Raw genomic sequence first — 25,951 nt, 5'->3', positions numbered from 1 at the left:
TTTTTTAGTTAAATATTATACTAGAGTGCTTCTTAACTCTTGAACAAAGATTGTAATTTGTCAAAAAATTCATTAGAGGATTTTTATTGAATTTGTAAAGGGAAAACACTGTATTTAAAGTGAGTAGCAATAAAAAAGACTTCCAAAAAAATGGAAGCCTTCATGATATACTTTAAAAATCTGAACCGGGGTTCGGATTAATCTTTGATCTTAGATTTAAATTTTTTCTGGTAATCTTCCCACTGTTCTCTGGTACGAATTTTTTTAAATAAATCCTTAGAAATCAGTTCCAGATAGGGTTCAAGTTCTTTGGCTGACAATTCTCCCTGAAGAATAGTGATAGGATCACCATGCTCATCCAGAAATACTGTACTTGGAACTGCTCCTACATTCATGTACTGTGTAAATTCATGCAGGGAATTTTTTCCTTTTTTATGTTCAGTATTAGGATTGGAAAATGTTCTTCCGAAAATTTCAACATTCTTCTTTTCTTCTGCATTGAATTTTACAGGATAGTAATTCTCATTTAAAATCTGAGCAATCACAGGATGTCCATAAGTCTTTTTGTCCATGATTTTGCAGGGACCGCACCAGTCTGCATAAAAGTCAATCAATATTTTTTTTGGATTTTCTTTTTGAGCTTTTAAAGCTTCTTCAATGGTCATCCACTTTATCTGGGCAAAACTGAAATTCAATAGTAATAAGAGAACTATGCTTAAAATTTTCTTCATATTGTGATATTTATGTAAAAATAAGCATAATTACTTATTTTTTTATTTGACCTCCTGCATTAATTTTTTCACGTACGGAGATATCAAAATTAAGACCACTCCGGCAATTACCGCATACAATCCTAATTGTTTATATCCATCAGTATAAGTGATCAAAGCATTATAGTTGGTAGAACCTTCTTTTGAGGTAGCAAGACTCGCTCCAATAATCCCAGCAACATATTGCCCATAAGCCGAAGCAAGGAACCACATTCCCATCATCATTCCCTGAAGATTCTTCGTAGAAAGCTTGGTCATGATAGATAATCCGATAGGAGAGAGGCATAGTTCCCCAAGAGTAATGATTAATAATGCAAGGGTGAAGAAATTCAATGAAGTAATTCCCTGAAGGTCTGCAAATAATCGGGTAGCAAATAAGACATAATATCCTAATCCCAGAAATATAAATCCTAAACCAAATTTGATAATCGTATTGGGTTCAATTTTTCTTTTATTCAGCCATATCCAAAGAAGCCCGATCAATGGAGCGAGGAAAATGATGAAGAAAGCCCCCCCTGAGTTATTTACCCCATTAGGATCTAATCCGAAAAGATCTTTGTTCAGATTCTTAGCGGCAAAAATACTTAAAGAACCTCCACTTTGTTCGTAGATTCCCCAGAATACAATTGAAAATATAATGAAAACCAGAGCTGCCCAAAGCTTTTTACGCTCTGAAGCGGTTACTTTAGACATTTCATAAAATAAATAGATTAATGTCAATGGCCCGATGGTCCACATGAAATAATCTGTGTATTCTGTTTTTGCAACCATAGTCATAATGATGGGTACAAAAATTAAAGAGAGAACATATACTCCGTATTCTTTCCATTTTGGTATTGGAGCAGCTTTGGTTTCTGCTAGAGGATGTCCCGGCTGAAGACCAATAGTCCCTAATGTTCTTTGTGTAAACACAAAGTTAATTAAGCTTATCACCATTACTACTGCAGCCAGTCCGAAAGCAATATGCCATCTCATTTCTTCTGCAATGATTTTACTTAGGAATTCTCCTTTCCCAATTGCAATGCATAAATAACCTCCTAATAATGCTCCAAGATTAATTCCTGCATAGAAAAGTGAAAAACCGGCATCAGCTCTTGAATCATTAGGTTTATAAAGCTGTCCCACCATTGATGAAATATTAGGTTTGAAGAAACCTGTCCCCACCACAGTGAATGCAATTCCTAAGAAAAAGAACTTATGTGGATCTGTGGCAAGAATTAAACTTCCTACGATCATCAGAAGACCTCCCCAAAACAGGGATTTTCTGAATCCTAAGATTTTATCTGCAAAAAGGCCGCCTATAAAGGTAAAAGCATACACAAAGGCCTGCGTGGCACCATACTGAAGATTGGCTTCTTTTTCATGGAAATTAAGCTGGGAGATCATAAAGAAAACCAGCATTCCGCGCATTCCGTAGAAACAGAAACGTTCCCACATTTCAGAGAAAAACAGGCTCCAGATTTGCCTAGGGTATTTTCCTTTGAAATTTTGTATTTCATCTAAAGTTAAGCTCATAATGATATATGATTGTTTTAATTAGGGTTTTTATTTCTCTGATCCAGTTCAAAACGGATTCTGTCCTGATCAATAATTTGTTTTTATTTTTCTTCTTTGGGGAGGTACAAAAGATATTTGCTGGCAAATCAATTGCTTTTTTACGATTTTGGGTAAAAGGAATCTATAATAGGACCAGCTCAATTGTTGAGATAATGTGTCAACAATTGGGAATGCTGTGTAAAACTTTTGCATATTGGATAGGTTCATATAACCAACTCCTTTTCCCTGTTGTTCATCTTTTACAATAAGTTTTCCAATCTGCCAGTAGGTAAGCAGTAGCGTAGAATTCGCAATTCGAAAAACCTTTTCGCGCGACTGTCTAACAATTTCCTTTACGGATTGGAATAAAGAATCTTCGGAAATTTCCATCATACGAAAATAAAAAAAACCTCTGACTTAGCAGAGGTTTTATTCATATTTTGTTAATGCAGTTAGTTTACACCGTGCATCATTTTCTTTAAGATAGGTGAAATTAAACCTAAAATCACAGAAGCGATACCACAAAGTACTACGAATACCATGAAGAATTCGAATAAGTTATGAATTTCAAATCCTACAAAAGTAGGGTTGTGTAAAGGAAGTTGAGCTTTATCAAAAGCAGCTACCTGGTCAGCGGTTAGAGTTACTTTTTTATCTAAAACATCCTGAAGGTTAACTCCTATTTCTTGAGCTTTTTTGAATTTATCACCTGTTGCAGGGATAAGTGCTCCCAATGAACCTGCCAAAGCATATCCGGCAGCATTAGAGATAAAGAAAACACCATACAATAATGAAGCAAATCTTTTTGGAGCCAGTTTACCTACTAATGATAATCCAATTGGAGAAAGACAAAGCTCACCACAAGTCTGGATGAAGTATAAAAGCATTAACCATTTGATTGCTAATAAGCCCGAGTTTCCAAGATCTTTTACATTGTGTGCAATGATGAAATAAGAAAGAGCAATTAATGCTAATCCCATCGCTTGTTTGAATGGAGATACCGGTTCTTTTCCTTTTGCTCTTAGCTTATCCCAACATAAACTGAAAGGAACTGCTAATAGAACTACGAAAATTCCGTTAAAGATCTGAACCATTGAAGGAGGCATATTCCATCCAAAAATATTTCTGTCTGTCTGGTTATCTGCTATAAATGTTAAAGATGAACCTGCCTGCTCGAATGCAGCCCAGAAGAAAATAATAAAGAACGATACAATATAGATTACCCAGATTCTTTGTTTCTCAATCTTGTTTTCAGCAGAAGACATGATCAGGAATGCTAAAGAAATACCCGCTGCATAGATGAAAGGATAAATAATTCCTTTGATTAGCTGGCCCATTTCTACTGCTTTAAATCCAAATTCTCCTACAAGAAGATATCTGAAAGCAAAGAAGAGAATGATAAATATCCCCCCGGTAATTCCTAAAGACTGACCTGAGAATTTAGCCGTTTGCGTTTCTCCTTCTTCGAAGTCTGCACTTGTATTGTTTTTAGGCAATCCTCCGATAGGTCTTCCTTCCGGAGTTACTACATATTTGTTTTTAAGGATAAAGAATGTTATTGTTCCGATTACCATTGCAATAGAAGCTGCTAAGAATCCCCATTTGAAAGCAAAAATATCTCTTACTCCCGTTGCAGCATCTTTTACATCTCCTACGTATGGGCAGATAAACTGACCTAGGAAGGCTCCGATGTTGATCCCCATATAGAAAATGGTGAAAGCAGAATCCAGTTTAGACTTTTCCTGTTTTGGATAAAGACTTCCTACCATTGAAGAAATATTCGGTTTGAAGAATCCGTTACCAAAAATAATAACGAATAAAGCCAGCCACATAATCATTTTGGAACTCCCCAAATCTGCCGAGAAGGTAGAAGCACTGATGAATAATAGAAACTGACCGATAGCCATTAATGACCCACCAATGATAATGGCAAATCTGTTTCCAATATATTTATCAGCAATAAACCCTCCTAAAAGAGGTGTTAAATAACATAAAGCTAGAAATCCACCATAGATGATCGCTGCATCAGCTTCTTTTATTAATAAGGAATTTACCATGAAGAGCGTCAAAAGAGCTCTCATTCCATAAAAGTTGAAACGCTCCCACATTTCTGTTCCGAAAAGAACCCATAATCCTTTAGGATGCCTGGAATTCTTACTCTCTACAAATTCATCCGGTTTCGGACTCAATGCTTCAATATTATCCATTTCTATTGTTAATTTTTGTTAAGACTGACAAATATAGTTTATTTTAGGTTTTTGGCAAGGTTTTAATTTTATTTTTAAATAAAAAAGCTGCGGAGGAGTTCCGCAGCTTGCTAATCGTTATAATATCAGGGATTAATGCCCTTTTTCCTTCATGATTTTGTTCAGTCTTTTTAACATAGAAAGACCTAAAAGTGTAGCAAATATTAACAAAGCAAAATTCACAAGGAAATAATTGGTCTTGTTTTCGTAATTGTACCACGTACTTGCTAAGATTCCTGAAAGCTTATTACCAACAGAGTTGGCCAGGAAGAAACCTCCCATCATCAATGCTGTAATCCTCGCAGGAGACAGTTTCGATACAAAGGAAAGTCCCATTGGAGACAGACATAATTCACCGATGGTAATGACACCATAACTGGCTACCAGCCATAGAGGGGAAACTTTTACTGTTCCGTTATCTCCAGCCATGACAGCTAAAACCATCACCAGACAGGAAAGTCCTGATATAAAAAGCCCTAAGACAATTTTTGTAGGGGTCAGTGGTTCTTTTCCTTTTCTTCTCAACAAGGCCCAGAATCCTACAATAACAGGGGTCAGTGCAATAACCCAGAACGGATTGATAGACTGAAATAATTCAGTATTGTAAAGGTATACTTTGCTCTCTGGATTTTTCTCAAGGGCGGCACGCTGTTCAGGCGAAATGTTTTTAAAGTAAACATCTTTTCCTGTTTCCTTTTTCGTTTCTCCTTTGTCATCCTTTTGAGAACGGAACTGATTGTCATAAACAGGAGTTTCTTTGTTCTCATAGCTTTTTCCTTCCACCATATAGATTCCTTCCAATGGCTTTTCAAGAGAGGCAGGAACACTTCTGTCCGTATAATAATTTGCCCATCTCGTTAAAGCTGTCCCGTTCTGCTTGAAAACAGCCCAGAAGAACATACTGATCAGGAATACAGAAAGTAATGCTCCGATAGGTGCTTTTTCGTCAGGTTTAGCTTTAAAGTAAAGAGAGGCATAAAAGTAAATTACAGGAACGCATGCAAAGATAAAGGCATCCGTACTGTCACTTCCGAAGATATTGTTGGGAATAAACCAGCCTATTGCACCGGCAACTATAGCGGGAACAAATACTTTTAGCATAATTTCTGAAAGCTTTGTATCTCCTTCCTGTACAGGTTTCATCTGTGCAGCATGAATGTAGTGCTTTCTTCCGATCGTAAAAATAACCATACCAATAAGCATTCCGACTCCAGCAGTGATGAAAGCCTCGCCCCAACCGAACTTGTTACGCATGAAAGCTGCAATAATGTTACAGATAAATGCTCCGATATTGATTCCCATATAGAAAATATTATACCCGGAGTCTTTATTGGCTTTATAAGGTTCTTCAGAATAAAGATTTCCTAATAAGGTCGAAATAGTTGGTTTAAAGAAACCATTTCCAATAATAATTAAAGCCAGCGAGGTATAAAACAAAGGTAAATCCTTAAAAACACCCATTCCTATATATCCTGCAGCCATTAAAAAACCACCAATATAAATAGATTTGATATATCCTAAAACTCTGTCTGCAAGGAATCCTCCAATGAATGGAGTCAGATAAGTTAGTGCAATATAGGTTCCGAAAATGTCATCAGCAGTTTTGTCTGGCAGCCCAAGCCCTCCTTTCATTCCGGTAGGCTCAATAACATACAGAACAAAGATTCCAAGAATCAGGTAGTACCCGAAACGCTCCCACATTTCTGTAAAAAAGAGAAAGGGCAGCCCTTTAGGATGTTTAGTCTTCATATATTCAATTTTCAAATTTCCCAAAAATAAGTTTTTAATTTTAATTGATAAAATAAATAATACTTGCCTAAACGATTAATGAAATAAATAAGAAATCCCTCTCATGAAAAATGAAAGGGACATTAATTATTCATAAATGATACTATACAATTAGATTATTATAGAAAAATCTATGGGCTAAAATCCATTTTGAGATTTTAGTACTTGGTTTTCTTCATTTAATTCACTAATCTTTTGTTTTAGGAAGCCAATATAGTCTTGTAAATTTTCAATTAATGAAGAATTGAAGTTTTGAGTGTACTGATATTGGGAAGTATCTTTGAATGTGGAATTATTATTACTGATTACTCTTTCTTCCTCTTCTTTAATATCAGAAATAGGAACACTGAGCGATTCAGCTATTTTCTTCCATTCATCTTCATGTATCCTTACTTCACCCCGTTCTTTCCGGGAATAATTTGAAGGATCAGTAGATAAAATTTTCGCCATCTTCTCTTGAGAGATGCCTTTGAGTTTTCGTAGGTTTTTTAGTTTTTCTTGCTTCATTATTTCTTAATGTCTATTACAAATATGCAAAACATGTACAACTTTTGCAAGAAATATACCAGAAAAATGCCTGGACTATTTATTTTATTGGAAGATTTAATTTATAGTTTTGAAAAGTCAATAATGACACAGAATATTTAATTAAAACATTATGAAAAGCAATTCTTTAAAAATTAAGAAAGCAAGTTTGTCAAGAAATGAGTTAAGATCACTTAAAGGAGGAAAAATCATTCAAGGGCCAGGACCAATTGGAATTGGAGGTGGAGAAGTAGAGTGCGGTTGTGTACAAGCTGGCTGTGCTGGAGATGGTAGTGCAAGATGCGGAGGTTCTTGCTGTTAGTCAACCTTTAAAAATAATCAGCAATAGAATTTCTATTGCTGATTAACTTTTATATTTATGTCAAAAAATACTAATATATTAACCAGCTATTTAAGTCTTATTGATATTCATGTTGATAAGAATGAGTTTGAATATCAATTAAATGGTCATCCGGAATTTCCTAATATTCTGTCTTTTTCCGATACGCTACATTTTTTTAATATTGATTGTTCTGTTTTTGAAATAGATGAAGAAGATATTGAATTGTTGCCCAAAAACTTTATTTCTATTAATGATGAAGGCTTTAAATTAGAAGACAAAAAAAACTATGATATTTCAGCGTCTAATGTTGTTTTATTAGTTGATAAATCAGAAAGCTTTTATAACGAAAAGAAGAAAAATAACCTTTTCTTATGGAGTGCTATTTTATTGGGTGCTCTCGTATTATCTGTTTTATTATTGGATTTTTCTTTCTTGTATACAGGGATCGCATTTTTATCGCTTTCATTTTTAGGGATTTTTTTTTCTTATGAAGCCTACAAAAAAACTCATGGTAAGGGAACAATCATACCTTTAGGGGTATGTCAGAATAAAATGTTGAAAACAGATTGTGATTATGTATTTAATTATAAGAAGTGGAAATTTTTCGATATATCTGAGATCTCTTTATTATTCTTTTTCTCTCAAATTATTAGTTTTATAGTTTTAGCTATTTACAAAGATCTGAGTTTTTATTATTTTATATATAAGTATATATTTTACCTTTTTATACCCATTTCATTTGTTTCATTGTACTACCAGATTATTGTTATTAAAAAACTATGTCCGGTTTGTATTGGTATCATAGTCTGTGTGTATGCCCAGCTGGCTCTTTTGTTCTTTTTACCGAACCCATTTGTAAAGATCAATCCGTTTTCTATTGTTTTGTATGGGCTCTTTGTTTTGGCTTCTGCTTTGTTTCTTCTTTATTTAAAGGAAAAAATAAACTGGAATAATAAACTGAAAGAAGAGATTGTAAAAAATTCAAGGTTTAAAAAGAATTATACTTTCTTTAGAAATAATCTTGCAATTCAAAAGAAAACACTTAATGATGATTTTTTAAGTTCTTTTAATTTTGGAACTGCTGATTCAAATTTAACATTAACTTTAGTGACCAATCCTTCGTGTAAATATTGTAAAGAATTTTATCCTACATTTATGAGGATCATATATAACTACAGCAATAAAATTAATATTCGACTGGTATTAGATGCAGATCTGGACAATTTTTCTGAGGAATTACGTTCTACATATATAAATATGGCCTGTATCTATGAAAACTCGGAAGATAAAACAATGTTTTTTGTGGCACTGGAAGAGTGGTACAATATAAGAACAGATAAAAAAGAAATTAATAATTGGAACAACAAGTATTCTCATTTGTTTAAAAATCAGGAGAATGTCATCTCTATCTTAAATAATCAGAAAAAATGGAGAAACATCAATGATATTAATTTTACACCGGATATTTTTATTAACGGATATCAATATCCTATAGAATATGACAGGGCAGATCTTGAATATTTCATATCAGAGATGATGGGATAAACATTAAATTATGAAAAAGCTACTATTTTTATTATTTGGAACATTTATTTGTTTTTCACAAAGTAACAGATTTATATATGAAGTAACTTCTAAGAAGGATTCTACTTCTGAAAACCTAATAAAGGAAAATTTTAATCTTGATACTACACCCGATGATATCGCCTATTATAATAGATTCTATTATGTCAATGATTCATTATTTGCAGCTAAAAATCAATACGGCTATAAAGGGTACAAACTGACTTCATTTCTGATAAAAAAAAATAATAGCAATGAATATCAGAACTATGAATATATAGGGGATGTGAATTTTTATAAAATTAATGAAAAGGCACAGCAGAACTGGAAAATTTCAGACAGTACCAAAACATTTGGTGGGTACCAGGTTCAAAAAGCGGTAACTGAGTTTGGAGGAAGAAGTTGGGTAGCATGGTTTTCCAAAGATATCCCAATTCCTTATGGACCGTATAAATTTAATGGTTTACCCGGATTGATTATGGAATTATATGATGTGAAAAAGAACTATTATTTCAAAATCATTAAAAGTGAAAAAATTCAGGATTCATACAAACGGATTTCTTTAGAGAATTCTATTTCCAGAGCAATTCCTGTGGATCATGCTAAATTGAATAAATTGAGATTAGAGTTGTATGATAACCCTTTCAAATATATAATGAATGGAAGACTGACTTTACCTGAAGGAAAGAAATTACAGCTTGATGATGGGACGATCCTTACAAAAGAGGAACTGAAACCCGCTGAGGCCAACGAAAGAAAAAAATTAAAAGCCTTTAATAATCCTATAGAACTTGATAAAGCTGTAAAATATCCTTGATAAATTTATAGTACTAAATAAAAATACCTTTCAAAGCTTGAAAGGTATTTTTTATTTTTAATCTGTAAGATTGATTATAAATTATTCAGGATGAAGTCCGTCATTTTCTGATACAGTTGCGGTCTTGTCTGTCCACCATAAATTCCGTGGTTTTTGTCAGGGTAAGCCATGAAATCAAACTGTTTTTTGTTTTGAATCAAAGCTTCAGAGAATTCCATAGAGTTTTGGAAGTGAACGTTATCATCAGCCGTTCCGTGGATCAGTAAGAATTTTCCTTTCAACAGATTGGCATATTCTGTTGGTGAGTTTTTATCATATCCATCAGGGTTTTCCTGAGGTGTTCTCATGAACCTTTCCGTGTATACAGAATCATAATATCTCCAGTTGGTTACCGGTGCTACAGCAATTCCCACTTTGAAAACATCTGCTCCTTTAGTCATTGCCAAACTGGTCATATAACCACCGAAGCTCCATCCGAACATTCCGATTCTGCTTTTATCAATATAAGACTGGTTTCCAAGCCACTTTGCTGCAGTGATCTGATCTTCAATCTCATATTTTCCTAGGTTCATGTAGGTTACTTTCTTGTATTTAGCTCCTTTATAACCGGTTCCACGTCCGTCTACACAAGCTACAATATATCCTTTTTGCACAAGATGATTGAACCACATTGCATTTCCGTTATCCCATGAGTTCGCAACCTGCTGAGAGCCCGGTCCTGAGTACTGGAACATAAACAGAGGATATTTTTTATTAGGATCAAAGTTTTTAGGCTTCATGATCCACGCGTTCATCTGATCGCCTGCAGCATTTGGAATCGTGATGAATTCTTTTTCAGCAAAATTATCCGTTTTTAATTTCTGTAGCTGATCGTTGTTATTTTGAAGTTCTTTTACCACTTTTCCGTTACCGTCTTTTAAAACATAAGTGTAAGGTTTTGATGCAGTAGAAGAGGTCTCAATAAAATAATTATAGTTTTTGCTGAAGTTAGCAGAATTATTTCCTTCCGCATTGGAGATCAGCTGAGCTTTTCCGCTTTCAATATTTACTTTGGAAACAACCTTATTGATACTTCCTTTCTCGGTAGTCTGAACGTAAATTTCTTTTGATTTTGGATTGAATCCATAATAGTCAGTTACCTCCCAGTTGCCTTTTGTGATTTGCTTTTTAAGCTTACCATCTTTGTCATACCAGTAAAGGTGGCGGTTTCCGTCTCTTTCAGAAGCCCAAAGGAAAGAATCATCTTCAAGGAATTCAAGAGTTGGGCTATCGGTATCGATCCATTTATCATCCGTTTCGGTGAATAATTTCTGAACCGCTCCTGTTTTTGTATTTACTTTTAAAATATCTGAAGCATTCTGAATTCTCTCAGAAGTAATTAAAACAATTTCATCAGCTTTTGCTGTCTGGAATACATTCGGGATGTAATAATTTTTGAAAGAACCTAAATTCAGCGGTGTTGTTTTCCCATTGTCAAGACGGTACAACTGTGCAGAAACTACAGCGTTTTTCTCACCCGCTTTTGGATATTTATAACGCATTTCAGCCGGATAAAGACTTTTTCCGTAGATCGGAATATAGATTTCCGGAACCTGGCTTTCATCAGATTTTACAAACACGATGGCATCAGAATTTTTGGTCCATTCATACTGTCTTGCATGTCCGAATTCCTCTTCATATACCCAGTCTGCCAAACCATTCAGGATGGAATTCTTTTTACCATCAGTAGTAACCTGGGTGATTTTTCCTGAGGAAAGGTCCTGATAGAATAAATTGTTGTCAGAAATGAATGCTACTTTCGTTGCATCTGGTGAAAATGTTGGTTCCTGAACTGTTTTACCATCGTTCAGGCTGATTACTTTTCCGGATTTTAAATCTTTTACATCAAACTTCCCAAGAAAAGAATGTCTGTAGATAGGCTGGCTTCCTGTCTGTAAAAGGATTTTAGATTCATCATCAGAAAAAATATAGCTTTCAAATCTTCCGTTTACAAGATTTCCCTCTTTCTGAGAAGTTTTGTAAGAATATTTTGCAATTCCCGATGATTCGATGACCAGATAATTTTCACCGTTTTTCATGGAAGTGATCCCTGCGATCCCTTTTCCACGGTAATATCCTGAATATATTTTATCTAAAGTGATTTCCTGTGCTGATACACTTTGGAATACAGCTGCAACAGTAAGAGTTAAGAGGAGTTTTTTCATTTCTAATTTTAATACTTCCAAATTTAATAATTCTTACTTATATAACCATATAAAATAAAAATCAGGACTTCAAGTCCTGATTCTGTATTGTCATTAAGCTTCATGCATCGTTCCCGGATCTCCGGTTTCTGGCGGGTAATATCCTTCAGGCGCACAGAAAGGGTACGTAGCAGTGCAGGGAGAATCTAATCCTCCTCCAATCCACCAGGTTCTTAGCTTACAGGTAACTTCGTCTACACATCTTCTCATTCCGGGTAAAACACCTCCGTGTACTTCCTTTAATTGTAATCTTGACATTTTTTTGACATTTTTCATGGTAAATATTTTTAGTTTTTCAACTCTAAAGTAATAAAAAATATTCAGTAATGAAATTCAGAAAAAAGGCAATTTGGCAAAAAAATTGAATATGTAATAATTATAAATCAAATTCAATAATAATTATGGAAACAAATGCATATAACCAGAAACTAAACCGTTATGTATTGAAAGACCAGATTGTTTATACAGGTTTTTCAAGTTTTAATGATGCCGAAGAATGTGCTCATAAGAAAGGAGGTACATTGGTGGAAGTAGTATTTAGAGATGGAAATGATAATCCCGAAATTACAGATGAAGGAGGTTTAATTGAGAAAAAGATTCATTACTATGTATATGCAGGTGATGAATACAAATTTATCCATTCCTCAGACCCCGGATTCAGAAAATATGCAGATGAACTGCAGAAAATAAAGGCTAAAAATGATAAGACCAGCCCGGATGAGCGCTATTTTGCCAATTTTGAAATTGAAAATATAGAAGATCCGATCATTGTAATCAAGAATGATCATTTTGAGTCGGTAACATCGAGAGAGCGTTCAAAATATTTGAAGCACGCCTGCGTATATGAATTAGGGGTATCCCTGCCAAAATCTTAAAAAAAAATCTCATCATGAGCAAGACTAAATATTCAGAAAAAGCTCAGGACAAAGTAGGAAAAGTAATGCACGAATTCAAGGAAGGGAAACTTAAATCTTCTTCCGGACAGAAAGTGACCGATAGAAAACAAGCCATTGCCATTGGTATTTCTGAAGCGAGAGAAGAAGGCCTGAAAGTACCTGCAAAGAAAAAAAGTAAATAAACTTATAAAAAATGCCTGGAAATTTTTTCCAGGCATTTTTTATAGAAAGCAAAATTACTATTTCGCTTCATTATAAAGAATTCTATAATATTCATCCGCCATCCTGTCACTATTAAAATGATCTTTCACATCATCCATAGCGTTGTGCTGGATCTTTCTCCACTGATCTGGATTGTCATAATACATCGGAAGAATTTCATTTTCAAGAATTTCATATAATTTGTTTAAATCATAATTGTCCTGTTCGTAGATGCTCATATTCTGATAATCAGCTTTTGGAACTACGAAAGAGTTTTCTCTATGTTTTGCAAATTCTGGAATCCATCCGTCATCTGTGGATAAATTGACAGACCCGTTCATCGCTGCAGTCATACCGGAAGTACCAGACGCTTCTCTTGGAACCCTAGGATTATTAAGCCACAGATCAGAACCCTGTTTTAAAGATTTACTTAAAGAAAGTTCATAACCCGTAAGAACGGCTATACTTTTGTGGTTTTTACTTTCTTCCACCAGTGTATTAAAGGTAGAAATAGCCGAATAGTCCATTGGATAAGGTTTTCCTGCCCAAATGATTTGTACGGGATATTTTGGATTATTCAAAAGTCTGTAGAATCTTTCTTTATCATGTAAAAGAAGATCTGCTCTTTTATAGCCTGCAAATCTTCTGGCCCAGACAATGGTGAAAATATTGGGATTAAATAAATTTCCTGTTTGGTCTGCTACAATGCTGAACAGTTTTTTCTTTAAATGCTTTTTGCGGTAATCGAAAACCGTTGCATCATTTTCATCTTTTGCGTTGTATAAAGGCTTATCTGACCAATATTTAAATTCCTGGGCATTGGTGATCGATGTGATTTCGCAGATTCCCGGATATTTACTCCACATCGCTCGGGAAACGACACCATGAAGCTGGGAAACTCCATTGGCGATTCTTGCCATTCTTAATGCACAAAGAGAATGATTGAAACGGTCATCGTCGGAACCTTCAATATTTTTTACTTCTTCCATGCTGTAGCCGGAGAAATAGGACATATCATAACATAGTCTGAAACTGTGCTTTTCGTTACCCGCTTCTTCAGGAGTATGGGTGGTAAAAACCAATTTTTCTTTAACCTTATTCAAGTCTCCGTTGTACTTTTTTAACAGATGGAATGCTGCAGGAAGTCCATGGGCCTCATTAAGGTGATAAACATCCCTTTCAGTATTCATTTCATCCAGTAACTTTGCACCTCCTTTTCCTAATAAAATATATTGTGCCAGTTTTGTAGACTCATTCGCATCATATAATTTGTGGCAGATTGTTTTGGAAACATGATCATTTTCCGGAACATCTGTTGAAAGAAAAAACATAGGGGCCGTATTGAAAATTTCAGGATCAAGGTACCATACTTTTACCCAGACAGGAGCACTGTGAATTTCGATTTGAAATTTTATTCCGGTGTCTTCGAGAAAGCTGTACATTTTCCTTGTCCATACCGGCTGTAAAGTCTGATCATGATTTCTTGCCTGGTCATAATAACCGAATTTCCATAGGATACCGATTCCGATAAGATCCTGCTTAAGATTATAGGCGCTTCTCATATGAGATCCTGCTAAAAAGCCAAGCCCTCCCGAATATATTTTCAGAACCTGCTCAAGAGCAAATTCCATCGAGAAATAAGCGGTTTTTTTTGAATATTGAGGATTGATGTTGTAGGGTATTCTGAAATTCCTAAAATCCATAAATGTGTGTTTGTGTTTAAAAAGCCAAAGGTATTAATAATGAAAATAAACTTTACATTAATTAACAGATAAATTAATTTTAAAATGAAGTATTGAATGCTTTTTTTACTTACCTTTAAGAGTGTAAAATTTTGATTATCAAAAACTTTTAGTGGTGAAAGCCAATGGCAGCATGTGTTCTTAATTAAATAAAAAAATCACACATGAAAAAGACATTTTCTGAGGAAGATCTGATCAAGAATCTGAGTTTATATTATCTGAATCGGCATTTGAAAAAAAAGCCCATGGAGAAATATCACCGTACCATAGACGAATCTCTGCTTCATGATCGTGAAAAATACAGAAAGAAGTCGGAGATCCTTCTTCTCAACTCTTTTATGCATCATTTCCCCGAAGTTAAATTTGAAAACCTTACCTGCGAGAGTCCAGACTTTATCGCAAAATTAAACGACAAAAAAATTGGAATAGAACTGACTGAAGTGATCAATCATCTGGAAATGAAGAAAGTAGAAAGTACTTTGAATAAGATGTTTCGTCAGGCAGAAATATTATTAGAACAGGAAGACACTACGAAATATCGTGGTGTTTATTTTTTAGAATTCTATCCGGAAACTAAATTTGATAACCTGGAAGTACAGCAGGATAATATCATCAGTATCTATAAAAGTATCAAGCGGAATAAGGGAGTAGGCTGTGTAAAGAGTATAAGAAAATCCTTTCACCGGAGAAATGTTTTTATCACGCATGAATACAATATGAATCTTTTTGATGAACTCTGCTCAGAAAAGATTCTGGAACTCATAGAAAAAAAGAACGAAAAATTTCCCTACTACGACACCTCAGTGGATGAATGCTGGCTGGTGATTGTTTCTGATATGAATTCTATTGCTTCCAGATATACTTTTATTCAGGATAAAGAGCATTTGAAAGAAGTGAAAAGTCCTTTCGATAAAATACTCCACCTCGAAAACCTGTGTGGGAATATTACCAGTATAAAATGATGGTTTTTTTGTTATATGTTTAATTATTTAATGTTTTAATTTGAAATAATTTAAAATTATTCTGATTTCATTGTTTGTAATTAAAATATAGGTATATTTGGTGTGCATTGACTATCAATATGATGCCTCACTAATGTAACCATAAAAACATTAATATATGAGAAAACTTTTACTTTTCATACTTCTGTGTATCTCTCATACTTTCTATGCTCAAGCGGATTGTGCCACTGCATTGTCTGTTTGCGGAAACTCAAATATCACCTACAGCCCTACAGGATATGGTAACATAAAAGAGCTTGTCAATTCAGGAAGCTGTATAGACTTTACTGGAGAGCACAACTCAATTTGGTATAAAATTACGATTGCTACCGGAGGTACACTTACTTTTGATCTTGTTCCGAATAACCCTGATGCCGATTACGATTGGGCTATTTTTGGTCCTAATGTAACCTGTGGAAGTTTGGGATCACCAATACGTTGTAATGCGGCAACGGTTATCGGCCCAGGTCCTGCTACAGGATTAAATATGACAAGCACCATTCTGAGTGCTGCCGGAGGTTCTCTTACACCTTACTGTAAATACCTGGATGTTTTACCGGGGCAAACCTATTATTTATTCATTGATAACTGGGTGAGTGCAACGAGTTCTACGACAGCTCCATTTTCTTTGACATGGGGAGGAACAGCAACACTGGCTTCTCCGTTCACAGATCCGGGTATTCAGACCCAGCCGTTTAATCCTCCTGGGATTCCGGCTGCGAACCCTGCAGACCCAAGAGAAGTTGTAATATGTTCTCCTACAGCTTTATTTGATTTTTCTACGCTGTCTATGGGAATTCTTAACGGAAATCAAAATTTTAATGTAAGCTATCATCTGACTCAGAATGATGCCTTAACGGGAAATAATCCTATTACAGCTCCAATAACGGTAAATACAACTACTGTTTATTATTACAGTATCAATTATACCGATCCAACGAACGCGACCAATCCACTTAATAAATGCAAACAGGTTGGAAAATTTAAATTCAAAGACGGTTCTATTACAGCTAAAAATGTAACATTGACCGAATGTAACAATAATAATGCAGGAACAGCCTTGTTTGATTTGACGACAGCAGATGTTATTAACAATCCAAACGTTACTAAAAAATATTATCATACGATGGCAGATCTTAACGCCGGGATCAATGAAATTACCACTCCTATGGCGTTTGTCTCTGCAGAAGGGATTATTTATGTAAAGATCATATCAGAATTTGGCTGTACTGCCGTTGCTCAGATTACCTTGAAATTCTATCCGGTAGTGGTAGTGAATGAGGTCACCTTGAGATCATGTTTCATCGAATCCAATCCATCTACTGCCTCTTTCAATCTTGTGAATGCTTCAGTAACGGGTCAGACAAATCCAACAAAAAAATATTACCCTTCATTGACGGATGCTGTCAGTCAGACTAATGAGATTCTTACCCCTACTAATTATATTGCTCCTAATGGATTTGTATACGTAAGAGTTTCTAATGCTCAGGGATGTTATACAGTAGCCAGAATTACTTTAGTCGTTATTGCACCGGTATATTCTGATACTCTGAAAGATGTAACCATTTGTGCAGAAGATCAGACCACACTGGATGCGGGAGCAGGATTTAAAAGCTATGAATGGAGTACCGGAGCTACGACGCGAACTATTAAAGCAGGAATCGGAGTGTATTGGGTGAAACTTAAAACCGGAGAGTGTATTACCACACAAACTGTAAAAGTACTGCCTTCTGACCAGCCTGTTGTTTCCGGTATTGATATTTCCAATAATACGGTGACGATATCTGTAATAGGAGGAACCCCGGCTTATAAATATTCAATGGATAATATTATTTGGCAGGATTCCAATGTTTTCAATAATCTTTCAAGAGGAGACCATAAAGTATTAGTAAAAGATGCTTACGACTGTGATCCAATAGAGATAGGAATTGTTGTCCCTAATCTGGTCAACGTGATTACCCCTAACGCAGATGGGATGAATGATGTAATAGATTATTCCGCGTTAGCAAGAAAACAGAACCTGATCATGAATGTTTTTGACCGATATGGAAATAAAATCTTCCAGGCAGACAAATCAAATGGTTATAAATGGGATGGTACTCAGGGCGGAAGAGTAGTGCCTACCGGAACCTATTGGTATTCTATCACATGGAATGAAAATGATAAAAAGAATACGGCAATCAAATTTACAGGTTGGGTATTAGTAAAAAACAGAGAGTAACAAAAAATATAATACATAGATAAAACCACTTCATTGAAGTGGTTTTTATTTTTAAAAGTTATTAAATTAGGGATCAAAATAGAAAGAATGAAAGACCTGTTTATAAAACGATTCGAATACTATAAATCACTTGGTGATAAGACATTTGACCGGTTGACGGATGAGCAGATGTTCTGGCAGTACAACGAAGAAAGTAATTCTATTGCCATTATCGTAAAACATCTTGCAGGAAACATGCTTTCAAGATGGACAAACTTCCTGACAGAAGACGGTGAGAAATCCTGGCGTCATCGCGATGAAGAATTTGTCAATACTTTTAAGACAAAAGATGAGGTTCTTGATTACTGGGAAAAAGGCTGGAAATGTCTTTTTGAAGCTTTGAATCAGATAAATGATGAAAATATCTACTCAACAATTTATATAAGAGGAGAGGCACATTCTGTTATTGATGCTGTTTTCCGACAGTTGGCTCATTACCCCTATCATATTGGACAGGTTGTTTATATTGCTAAAATGATGAAAAATGAAGACTGGGGTACATTATCTATTGCAAAAAACCGCTCTCAAGAGTTTAATACTGAAATGAAAAGCAAAATTTCCAATAGTCAGCCGGAGCCCAATTCATCCCCCGTCTGTTTTCAAAACAGCCCGAAGTAAGGGACGAATATAAACAATAGATTGAATCGATCTTGCGTTCTTATTAAAATTACTATCTTTGCACCCATAAAATTCAGGAGTAACAAATGTCTACTTTTCACAGAACTGCCGCGTTTCATACACTTGGCTGCAAACTAAACTTTGCAGAAACATCTACTATTGCCCGTCAATTAACAGATGCAGGTTATGATAAGGTAAGCTTTGATGAAAAAGCGAATGTGTATGTTATCAATACATGTTCTGTGACAGAAAATGCAGACCGTGAATGTAAACTTCACGTAAGAAGAGCAATGAAAGCCAATCCGGAAGGGCTGGTAGTCATTGTTGGATGCTATGCACAGCTGAAACCTGAAGAAATTTCACAGATTGAAGGCGTTGACCTTGTTTTAGGGGCAAAAGAAAAATTCAATATTCTGAGCTACCTTGACGATTTAGAGAAATCTGAGAGTGAAGGAGTCGTTCATTCATGTGAAATTGAAGAGACAGACTTCTTTATCGGAAGTTATTCTATTGGTGACAGAACCAGAGCTTTCCTTAAAGTACAGGATGGCTGCGACTATAAATGTACTTACTGTACGATTCCATTAGCCAGAGGAATTTCACGTTCGGATACTATTGAGAATGTTCTTAGAAATGCAGCAGAAATTGCGGCAAAAGACATCAAAGAAATTGTTCTTACGGGAGTAAATATCGGAGATTACGGTAAAGGTGAATTCGGAAATAAAAGACATGAGCATACGTTTCTTGATCTTATTTCAGAATTGGATAGAGTAGATGGAATTGAAAGAATCCGTATTTCTTCTATTGAGCCTAACCTTTTGAAAGATGAAAGCATTGAGCTGGTTTCCAAAAGCAAAAGCTTTGTTCCGCATTTTCACATTCCATTACAGTCGGGATGCGATGACCTCTTGAAAAAGATGAAACGTCGTTATCTTACCAAATTATATAATGACAGAGTCAACAAAATCCGCGAGGTAATGCCTGATGCGGCTATTGGTGTAGACGTTATTGTAGGATTCCCGGGAGAAACTGAGGAGAAGTTTATGGAAACGTATAATTTCCTTAATGAACTTCCTATTACCTATCTTCATGTATTTACGTATTCTGAAAGAGAAAATACAGAAGCTGCTGATATGGAAGGAGTAGTTCCGATACCAGAAAGAAAAAAACGTAATAAAATGCTGAGAATTCTCTCTGAAAAGAAGAAAATGGCATTTTATCAGACACAACTTGGAAAAACGCTTCCTGTTCTTTGGGAGCATGAAAATAAAGACGGGAAAATGTTTGGCTTCACAGAAAATTATGTGAGAGTCCAGAAAGACTTTGATCCTGCATTCGTCAATCAAATCGAATTTCTAAATTTAGAAAAAATCCTGTCAGATGGCACGGTTTCAGTGCAATCTTCCTACCAAAATTTTTTAGCAAAAGCATAGGCTCTTTGCAAAATTTCCACTAAATTTATTTTTAAACTTTAAATACTACATTCATGAGAGATAAGTTTTTATCTTGGGGAATTGTATTAGTAGTTGCTACATGGATTATAGCACTGCTGATCAGAACGCATTATTGGATACCAACACTGTTATCCGCAATCTATGCATTGGGTGTTTACAATGCTTACCAATCGAAACACGCTATTTTGAGGAACTTTCCTGTATTGGGATATCTCAGATATTTTTTCGAAAGCATTTCACCCGAAATGCAACAATACTTTATTGAGAGGGAAACAGACGGGAAACCATTTCCAAGAAATCAGCGTTCTGCAGTATACAGACGTGCTAAAAACTTAAGTGATACCGTAGCTTTTGGTACACAGCTGGAGGTTAATCACAGAAAATATGAAGGAATTAAGCATTCTATTTATGCAAAATCCCCTTCAGAAGAACTTCCGAGAGTCTGGGTAGGAGGAGAGCAGTGTACACAGCCTTATCATGCATCTCTGCTTAATATCTCCGCAATGAGTTTCGGAGCATTGAGCGACAGAGCTCAGATTTCACTGAACAGAGGCGCAAAAAAAGGAAATTTCTATCACAACACAGGAGAAGGAGGAGTTTCACCCCATCACATGGAAGGAGGTGATTTATGCTGGCAGATAGGAACAGGGTATTTCGGATGCCGTGATGAGGAAGGGAAATTTAATCCTGAACTCTTCAAAAAATATGCTACGCTTCCCAATGTGAAAATGGTTGAGATCAAATTATCGCAGGGAGCAAAGCCGGGACACGGTGGAGTACTTCCGGGCGTGAAAAATACTCCGGAAATTGCTGCAATTCGTCACGTAACACCCGGTATGACTGTTATTTCACCACCCTCACACACTTCATTTTCTGATGCAGCAGGACTGTTGAGGTTCGTACAGCATTTGAGAGAACTTTCAGGAGGAAAACCGGTTGGATTTAAACTTTGTATCGGAGATACCAAAGAGTTTGAAGATATCTGTGTACAAATGAATGTTTTGAAAATTTATCCAGACTTTATTACCATAGACGGTGCAGAAGGAGGTACAGGAGCAGCACCACCGGAATTTTCAGATGGAGTAGGAATGCCATTGGAGCCCGCTTTGATATTTGTCAACAGAACACTTAATAATTACAACGTAAGAAGTAAATTAAGAGTGATTGCGAGCGGGAAAGTTCTTACCAGCCTTGATATTCTGAGAGCCATTTCAATGGGAGCTGATATGTGTAACAATGCCAGAGGATTTATGTTCTCTTTGGGATGTATTCAGGCGTTGAGATGTAATACCAACAACTGTCCTACAGGAGTTGCTACACAAGATAAAATGCTTATTAAAGGGCTTGATGTGACTGATAAAGCAGAAAGAGTGTATCACTTCCATAAAAATACACTTCACACCTGTAATGAACTGATTGCTGCTGCGGGAAGAAGCTCTTATGAAGAGGTAGATGCTACCATGTTTATGAGAGGAGATGAATTTGATCACCTTGCAGACCTTTACTTCCCGGATATTTTAGGAAATGTAAAGCAAAAGGCAAGACCTTAGTTTTAGCCACAATAGAGATATAAATAACCCCCGCAATACGTATTGCGGGGGTTATTTATTATTTTATTTAAACCTTTATGTTATAACTTATGGTCTTGTTGATCTGTTATATACCTGGAAGTTGAAAACAAAAGTTTTATTTCTCAATGAGATCACCTGGCTGTACCCTGGATAATTGTAAGGGAAGTAAGGATCTCTTGCAAAAGCAGCTCTTGAAGGAACAATAATTACTCCCTGTAAGTTGTAAGGCGTTTCGCTAGGATAGTTATTAAATGCTTTAAACTTCTGCATCGCTTCACTGAAACCTTCAATCATATAATAACTTTGCTGTTTTGCAGCATCAGTAGTTGCATTTTTGATTAATGGATCATTTGGAGATGTATAATAATATTTAGGATCAATTGCAGGAATTCCGGTTCCGTTTACTGTATTCATGAAATCTGTAGCAGCAGTAAATAAAGACTGTCCGTCTGTATTGATCGCAAGATACGTGGTAGCTTTCATCATTACTTTAAGAATATCTGTGCTGCCAATAGCTTGTTCATCAGCTGGTGAAGGCTGCGCTCCGTTTCTAATGATATAAATAGTTCCCGAAGGAAGTGTTTTATAATCTAAGTCAGATAATTTCTTTTCATTATCATCTGAAGTATCCGTAGAACTGAAAGCTTTTATATTTCCCTGTGCATCGAGATAGTTTTCATTCATGAACTTCTTAATGGCTTGATCATCATATGTGTTTTGTGTTGTAATGTCTTCCGGCTCTACATAGGTTGACACATCATCATCTTTTTTACAAGCAGAAAAACACAAAGATCCTGCAAGGATATATAAAAATATTTTTTTCATTTCAAAAAACTTTAATTACTTTACAAATAATATAACGGCAAAAGTATAAAAAATTATGAGAATAGATAAATTTTTATGGAGCATTCGTTTTTATAAGACGAGAAATATTGCAGCAGAGGAGATTAAAAAGAATAGAGTTTCTATAGGAACGTCTGCCGTAAAGTCATCTAAGGAGGTAAAAGAAGGAGATACTATTAAAATCCGTAAGAATCAAATTGACTATAAAATAAAGGTCATTCAGATACCTAAAAGTAGAATTGGAGCCAAATTAGTCCCGCTTCATATCCAGGATGTGACCGATAAGGAACAGTACGAACTGCTGAAAATTCGCAAAATGTCACAAGACTATTACAGAAACAAAGGGGAGGGAAGACCTACCAAGAAAGATCGAAGAGAAATGGACGACTATGTAGGAAATGATATTGCTTCTGATTTTACAGATTGGGATGATTTCTTTGGAGAGACCAATAATGGGGATGAAAAGGAAGATTAAAATAAAAATAGAAAAGCTCTAGAGATAGAGCTTTTCTACTATTTCGTTAACAATATCTTCCGGTTCCCTGGAATCTGTCCCTATGCTAAACTGAGCCTTACTGTAGAATTGATTTCTTTCAAATAAGTGCTTAGCGATGAATTCCGGGAGGTCTTCATCAGAAATATTAGCAATTAGAGGTCTTTTTTCCTTCTGTTTTGAAAGTCTTTCAACCAATGTACCTACAGAAGTTCTCAGAAAAATACTTTTAGAATTATGATTAATGATCTCCATGTTGTTATAATAAACAGGAGTTCCCCCACCTAAACTTAAAACTAAATTTTCTTCCGAAGCCAATATCTCTTCCAGGGCCTCTCTTTCCAGCTTTCTAAAGTAAATTTCCCCCTTCTTTTCAAATATTTCAGGAATGGTTAATTTATTTCTTCTGGAAATCTCTTTATCGAGATCAATGAGTTTAAAATTGATTTTTTCGCTTAATATTTTGGAAATGTGAGATTTGCCACTTCCCATGTATCCGATCAATGAAATTACCATGAATTTTTTTTAAACAAATTTGCGAAAAAGTTTTGAGATAAAGAAAAAAGTCATATCTTTGCACCACTTAAAACAAGGGACATTACTCTAATGAAAACTTGTTAAATAGGTGACCGACTCGGTAGCTCAGCTGGTAGAGCAATACACTTTTAATGTATGGGTCCTGGGTTCGAATCCCAGCCGGGTCACTAGCAATAAAAATTACTAAATTTTGTAATTTTATTGCCTGCGTGGTGAAATTGGTAGACACGCCATCTTGAGGGGGTGGTTTCCTAAGGATGTGCTGGTTCGAGTCCAGTCGCAGGCACTGCAAAGAAAAATTTATAATTAATATTGAAATTTATTTCATTTTAATTGTGGCCGACTCGGTAGCTCAGCTGGTAGAGCAATACACTTTTAATGTATGGGTCCTGGGTTCGAATCCCAGCCGGGTCACAAGTTTACTGAAAAGTAAATTTTTTTCATATTAATATTTTGTGATTTGGTGTTTCAAAGGCTTCCCTCAGGAGGCCTTTGATTTTTTTTATTAATCAAAGTCTGTACATATATTCTTTTATATTTAGATACAATTATAATCACATTATACTTAGCATTAGGCCAATATCTCCGTTTTAATCTTTATTTTAAGGTATAAAAAATAAAAAACTCTGATCATATATTACGATCAGAGCTGCTTTTTGTTATTTTATTAAAAGGAGAATCCTTTGATTTTTCTTTTATGTTTTAATCTAAATGCATATTGTCAATAAGTCTCACTCCGTCCACAACTACTACTATAAAAGCTCTGAAATTTCTGTCCTTGTAGAAGAAATCTGTTTCCTGTAGTGTCTTTTCATCTGCTATAAGAAAGTATTCCAGTTTCATTCCCTGCTGGTTGTCGAAAATATCAGCAACTCTTTCTTTGATTTCCGGTATGGTAACGGTTTTAAACCAGTCGTTTACTTTTTTTAACGTCTCATAAATCACTTTAGAAGCTTCTTTTCGATCTTCATGAAGCCTTTGGTTTCTTGAGCTTAACGCCAATCCGTTTTCTGCTCTGTAAATAGAAACTCCCGTTACTTTAACAGGAATGTGCTTCTTGTCTACCATTTTTTTAATAATAGCGAGCTGCTGGAAATCTTTTTCTCCAAAATAAGCATTATCGGGCTTTATTTGTCTGAAAAGTTCCTCTACAACAGTTCCTACTCCGTCAAAATGTCCCGGTCTTGATTTTCCTTCCATTTCATTTTCCAATCCATCAAAATCATAACGCTGGCTCTCAGCTTTTTCAGGGTAAATATCTGTTACCTCAGGGATATAAACAGCATCCACAAGACCTGAATTCTGAAGAATCAGAATGTCTCTGTTGATATCTCTTGGGTACTTTTCAAGATCTTCAGGATTGTTGAACTGGGTTGGATTTACAAAAACTGAAGAAATAACAAGGTCATTCTCTTTTCTTGCCTCTTCATACAGAGAAAGATGACCCTTATGTAAAGCACCCATAGTAGGAGCAAAGCCAATTCTTTTTCCCATTTCTTTCTGTCTTTCAATGAAATCCTGAAGGACTTTCCTGTTTTTTATAACTTCCATAGTTTATTTTAATGCTATTTCAAAAATAGTAAAAATATCGCATAATAATATGCAGTTTTAATAATTTGGAAAAGGGAATTTTCGTAAAAAAATGTTAATTAAAATAATGTTGGATGTTTTTTTGTAATTTTGCACATTAAAGCATTTTTACAAAAATTAGATAGAAAGTTTATGCCGAATCAAAAAATACTGTACATTACTACAGAGATGTATCCATATCAAGAAGACACGAATATGGCTGCAGTGGTAAACAAAATGGCACTTAAGATGCACCAAGAAGGCAATGATGTAAGAGTTTTTATGCCAAGATTTGGACAAATAAGTGAGAGAAAGTTCCAGCTTCATGAAGTAATCCGCCTTTCAGGGATGAATATCATTATCAATGATCTGGATCAGCCTCTAATCATTAAAGTAGCGTCTCTTCCGGGGGAAAGACTTCAGGTTTACTTTATTGATAATGAAGAATACTTCAAAAGAAAACAATATTATTTCGATGATGAAGGAAACCCTTTCGAAGATAATGACGAAAGAGCTATTTTCTTTGCGAGAGGGGTTATTGAAACCATTAAGAAGCTAAACTGGGTACCAGATGTTATTCATTTGAACGGATGGATGTCTTCTTTTGTTCCAATTTATCTTAAAACTTACTACGAATCAGATACTTACTTCAAAGACGCGAAAATTGTACTTTCTCTTTACAATGAGAAAGATGCTGACCTGGATAAAAAGATCGACGAAAAACTAAAGTTCGATAATATTTCAGGATTAAAAGCGTTAGATAACCCAACGATTAAAAGCTTTGTTATCGAAAGTATGAACTATGTAGATGCCGTTGTGAAAGGTGACGAGTTTCTGGATGAAGACCTGGATAAGGCTTTCAACGAAACAACTATCCAAAAGTCGGAATATCTGGATATAGATTCTATAAATCAACTTTATTAAAAACACATTTT

Annotated in this window: 24 protein-coding genes and 3 tRNA genes; 15 read left to right on the top strand and 12 right to left on the bottom strand. The window is 35.3% G+C overall.

Features of this window, described 5'->3' with window-relative positions; genetic code table 11:
* Positions 1-197 precede the first annotated feature (197 nt).
* The 6 genes from DBR39_RS02965 to DBR39_RS02940 form a co-directional block, all read right to left on the bottom strand.
* Positions 198-731, bottom strand: a complete 534-nt coding sequence (locus DBR39_RS02965; RefSeq protein WP_124530781.1) for a thioredoxin family protein — start codon at positions 729-731, stop codon at positions 198-200.
* A gap of 42 nt (positions 732-773) precedes the next feature.
* A complete protein-coding gene (locus DBR39_RS02960; RefSeq protein WP_124530780.1) occupies positions 774-2,285 on the bottom strand; it encodes a peptide MFS transporter in 1,512 nt (503 codons plus the stop codon).
* 69 nt (positions 2,286-2,354) lie between these two features.
* The gene (locus DBR39_RS02955) at positions 2,355-2,699 is read right to left on the bottom strand and encodes a hypothetical protein (RefSeq protein WP_228447754.1); all 345 of its coding nucleotides are present in this window, start codon (positions 2,697-2,699) and stop codon (positions 2,355-2,357) included.
* A 59-nt stretch (positions 2,700-2,758) separates the two neighbouring features.
* Positions 2,759-4,513: a peptide MFS transporter gene (locus DBR39_RS02950; RefSeq protein ID WP_124530779.1), complete on the bottom strand. Its 1,755-nt coding sequence runs from the start codon at positions 4,511-4,513 to the stop codon at positions 2,759-2,761.
* 132 nt (positions 4,514-4,645) lie between these two features.
* Positions 4,646-6,301 carry a peptide MFS transporter gene (locus tag DBR39_RS02945; RefSeq protein WP_124530778.1) on the bottom strand — a complete coding sequence of 552 codons (1,656 nt, stop codon included), beginning with the start codon at positions 6,299-6,301 and terminating at the stop codon, positions 4,646-4,648.
* 177 nt (positions 6,302-6,478) lie between these two features.
* Complete coding sequence (locus DBR39_RS02940) at positions 6,479-6,847, bottom strand: helix-turn-helix domain-containing protein (protein WP_124530777.1); 369 nt, start codon at positions 6,845-6,847, stop codon at positions 6,479-6,481.
* Between the two features lie 187 nt (positions 6,848-7,034).
* Between DBR39_RS02940 and DBR39_RS24120 the strand changes: the two genes are divergently transcribed.
* Genes DBR39_RS24120 through DBR39_RS02930 form a run of 3 tightly spaced genes read left to right on the top strand, consistent with a single transcriptional unit; the run spans position 7,035 to position 9,588 of the window.
* Positions 7,035-7,187 carry a hypothetical protein gene (locus DBR39_RS24120; RefSeq protein ID WP_185147121.1) on the top strand — a complete coding sequence of 51 codons (153 nt, stop codon included), beginning with the start codon at positions 7,035-7,037 and terminating at the stop codon, positions 7,185-7,187.
* Positions 7,188-7,244: 57 nt separating this feature from the next.
* Positions 7,245-8,753, top strand: a complete 1,509-nt coding sequence (locus tag DBR39_RS02935) for a thioredoxin domain-containing protein (RefSeq protein ID WP_124530776.1) — start codon at positions 7,245-7,247, stop codon at positions 8,751-8,753.
* 10 nt (positions 8,754-8,763) lie between these two features.
* Positions 8,764-9,588, top strand: coding sequence for a GLPGLI family protein (locus DBR39_RS02930; protein ID WP_124530775.1), 825 nt, complete (start codon positions 8,764-8,766; stop codon positions 9,586-9,588).
* Between the two features lie 74 nt (positions 9,589-9,662).
* Here the strand turns inward: DBR39_RS02930 and DBR39_RS02925 are convergent, their stop codons facing one another.
* Complete coding sequence (locus tag DBR39_RS02925; protein ID WP_124530774.1) at positions 9,663-11,792, bottom strand: S9 family peptidase; 2,130 nt, start codon at positions 11,790-11,792, stop codon at positions 9,663-9,665.
* A 93-nt stretch (positions 11,793-11,885) separates the two neighbouring features.
* Entirely contained in the window at positions 11,886-12,107 is a 222-nt protein-coding gene (locus DBR39_RS02920; protein WP_124530773.1) for a bacteriocin-like protein, read from the bottom strand.
* 125 nt (positions 12,108-12,232) lie between these two features.
* Between DBR39_RS02920 and DBR39_RS02915 the strand changes: the two genes are divergently transcribed.
* Positions 12,233-12,706 (top strand): hypothetical protein, encoded by a 474-nt coding sequence (locus DBR39_RS02915; RefSeq protein WP_124530772.1) that lies wholly within the window; start codon positions 12,233-12,235, stop codon positions 12,704-12,706.
* 14 nt (positions 12,707-12,720) lie between these two features.
* Complete coding sequence (locus DBR39_RS02910; RefSeq protein ID WP_103232618.1) at positions 12,721-12,909, top strand: DUF6496 domain-containing protein; 189 nt, start codon at positions 12,721-12,723, stop codon at positions 12,907-12,909.
* 57 nt (positions 12,910-12,966) lie between these two features.
* On the opposite strand, the gene glgP is transcribed toward DBR39_RS02910, so the two are convergent.
* On the bottom strand, positions 12,967-14,631 hold the full coding sequence (glgP, locus tag DBR39_RS02905; RefSeq protein WP_124530771.1) for an alpha-glucan family phosphorylase: 1,665 nt from the start codon (positions 14,629-14,631) through the stop codon (positions 12,967-12,969).
* 203 nt (positions 14,632-14,834) lie between these two features.
* Between glgP and DBR39_RS02900 the strand changes: the two genes are divergently transcribed.
* From DBR39_RS02900 to DBR39_RS02880, 5 genes are all read left to right on the top strand, one after another.
* Complete coding sequence (locus DBR39_RS02900) at positions 14,835-15,632, top strand: hypothetical protein (protein ID WP_124530770.1); 798 nt, start codon at positions 14,835-14,837, stop codon at positions 15,630-15,632.
* Between the two features lie 157 nt (positions 15,633-15,789).
* Entirely contained in the window at positions 15,790-17,892 is a 2,103-nt protein-coding gene (locus tag DBR39_RS02895) for a T9SS type B sorting domain-containing protein (RefSeq protein ID WP_124530769.1), read from the top strand.
* Between the two features lie 87 nt (positions 17,893-17,979).
* Positions 17,980-18,549 carry a DUF1572 family protein gene (locus tag DBR39_RS02890; RefSeq protein ID WP_185147120.1) on the top strand — a complete coding sequence of 190 codons (570 nt, stop codon included), beginning with the start codon at positions 17,980-17,982 and terminating at the stop codon, positions 18,547-18,549.
* An 86-nt stretch (positions 18,550-18,635) separates the two neighbouring features.
* A complete protein-coding gene (mtaB, locus tag DBR39_RS02885) occupies positions 18,636-19,982 on the top strand; it encodes a tRNA (N(6)-L-threonylcarbamoyladenosine(37)-C(2))-methylthiotransferase MtaB (RefSeq protein WP_124530768.1) in 1,347 nt (448 codons plus the stop codon).
* A 53-nt stretch (positions 19,983-20,035) separates the two neighbouring features.
* Positions 20,036-21,553, top strand: a complete 1,518-nt coding sequence (locus DBR39_RS02880) for an FMN-binding glutamate synthase family protein (protein WP_124530767.1) — start codon at positions 20,036-20,038, stop codon at positions 21,551-21,553.
* An 87-nt stretch (positions 21,554-21,640) separates the two neighbouring features.
* On the opposite strand, the gene DBR39_RS02875 is transcribed toward DBR39_RS02880, so the two are convergent.
* Positions 21,641-22,399 carry a hypothetical protein gene (locus DBR39_RS02875; protein WP_124530766.1) on the bottom strand — a complete coding sequence of 253 codons (759 nt, stop codon included), beginning with the start codon at positions 22,397-22,399 and terminating at the stop codon, positions 21,641-21,643.
* 55 nt (positions 22,400-22,454) lie between these two features.
* On the opposite strand from DBR39_RS02875, the gene DBR39_RS02870 reads away from it, so the two are divergent.
* Positions 22,455-22,892, top strand: a complete 438-nt coding sequence (locus DBR39_RS02870) for an RNA-binding S4 domain-containing protein (RefSeq protein ID WP_103232182.1) — start codon at positions 22,455-22,457, stop codon at positions 22,890-22,892.
* A gap of 18 nt (positions 22,893-22,910) precedes the next feature.
* Here DBR39_RS02870 and DBR39_RS02865 read toward each other — a convergent pair whose 3' ends face one another.
* Positions 22,911-23,426 (bottom strand): shikimate kinase, encoded by a 516-nt coding sequence (locus DBR39_RS02865; protein WP_103232181.1) that lies wholly within the window; start codon positions 23,424-23,426, stop codon positions 22,911-22,913.
* A gap of 115 nt (positions 23,427-23,541) precedes the next feature.
* Here DBR39_RS02865 and DBR39_RS02860 point away from each other — a divergent pair.
* The 3 genes from DBR39_RS02860 to DBR39_RS02850 all read left to right on the top strand — a co-directional run bounded on the left by DBR39_RS02860 (position 23,542) and on the right by DBR39_RS02850 (position 23,861).
* Positions 23,542-23,614: transfer RNA gene (locus DBR39_RS02860), tRNA-Lys, on the top strand.
* A gap of 36 nt (positions 23,615-23,650) precedes the next feature.
* A tRNA-Leu gene (locus tag DBR39_RS02855) sits at positions 23,651-23,733 on the top strand.
* Positions 23,734-23,788: 55 nt separating this feature from the next.
* A tRNA-Lys gene (locus tag DBR39_RS02850) sits at positions 23,789-23,861 on the top strand.
* Positions 23,862-24,149: 288 nt separating this feature from the next.
* Here the strand turns inward: DBR39_RS02850 and panC are convergent.
* Complete coding sequence (panC, locus tag DBR39_RS02845) at positions 24,150-24,998, bottom strand: pantoate--beta-alanine ligase (protein ID WP_124530765.1); 849 nt, start codon at positions 24,996-24,998, stop codon at positions 24,150-24,152.
* Positions 24,999-25,169: 171 nt separating this feature from the next.
* Between panC and DBR39_RS02840 the strand changes: the two genes are divergently transcribed.
* Positions 25,170-25,940 (top strand): glycogen/starch synthase, encoded by a 771-nt coding sequence (locus DBR39_RS02840; protein ID WP_124530764.1) that lies wholly within the window; start codon positions 25,170-25,172, stop codon positions 25,938-25,940.
* Positions 25,941-25,951 lie beyond the last annotated feature (11 nt).

The organism is Chryseobacterium sp. KBW03 (assembly GCF_003852415.1).
Classification (GTDB): Bacteria; Bacteroidota; Bacteroidia; order Flavobacteriales; family Weeksellaceae; genus Chryseobacterium; species Chryseobacterium viscerum.
Note: the sequence above shows the minus strand (reverse complement) of the source record. Positions and strands in the feature narration are given on the sequence as shown.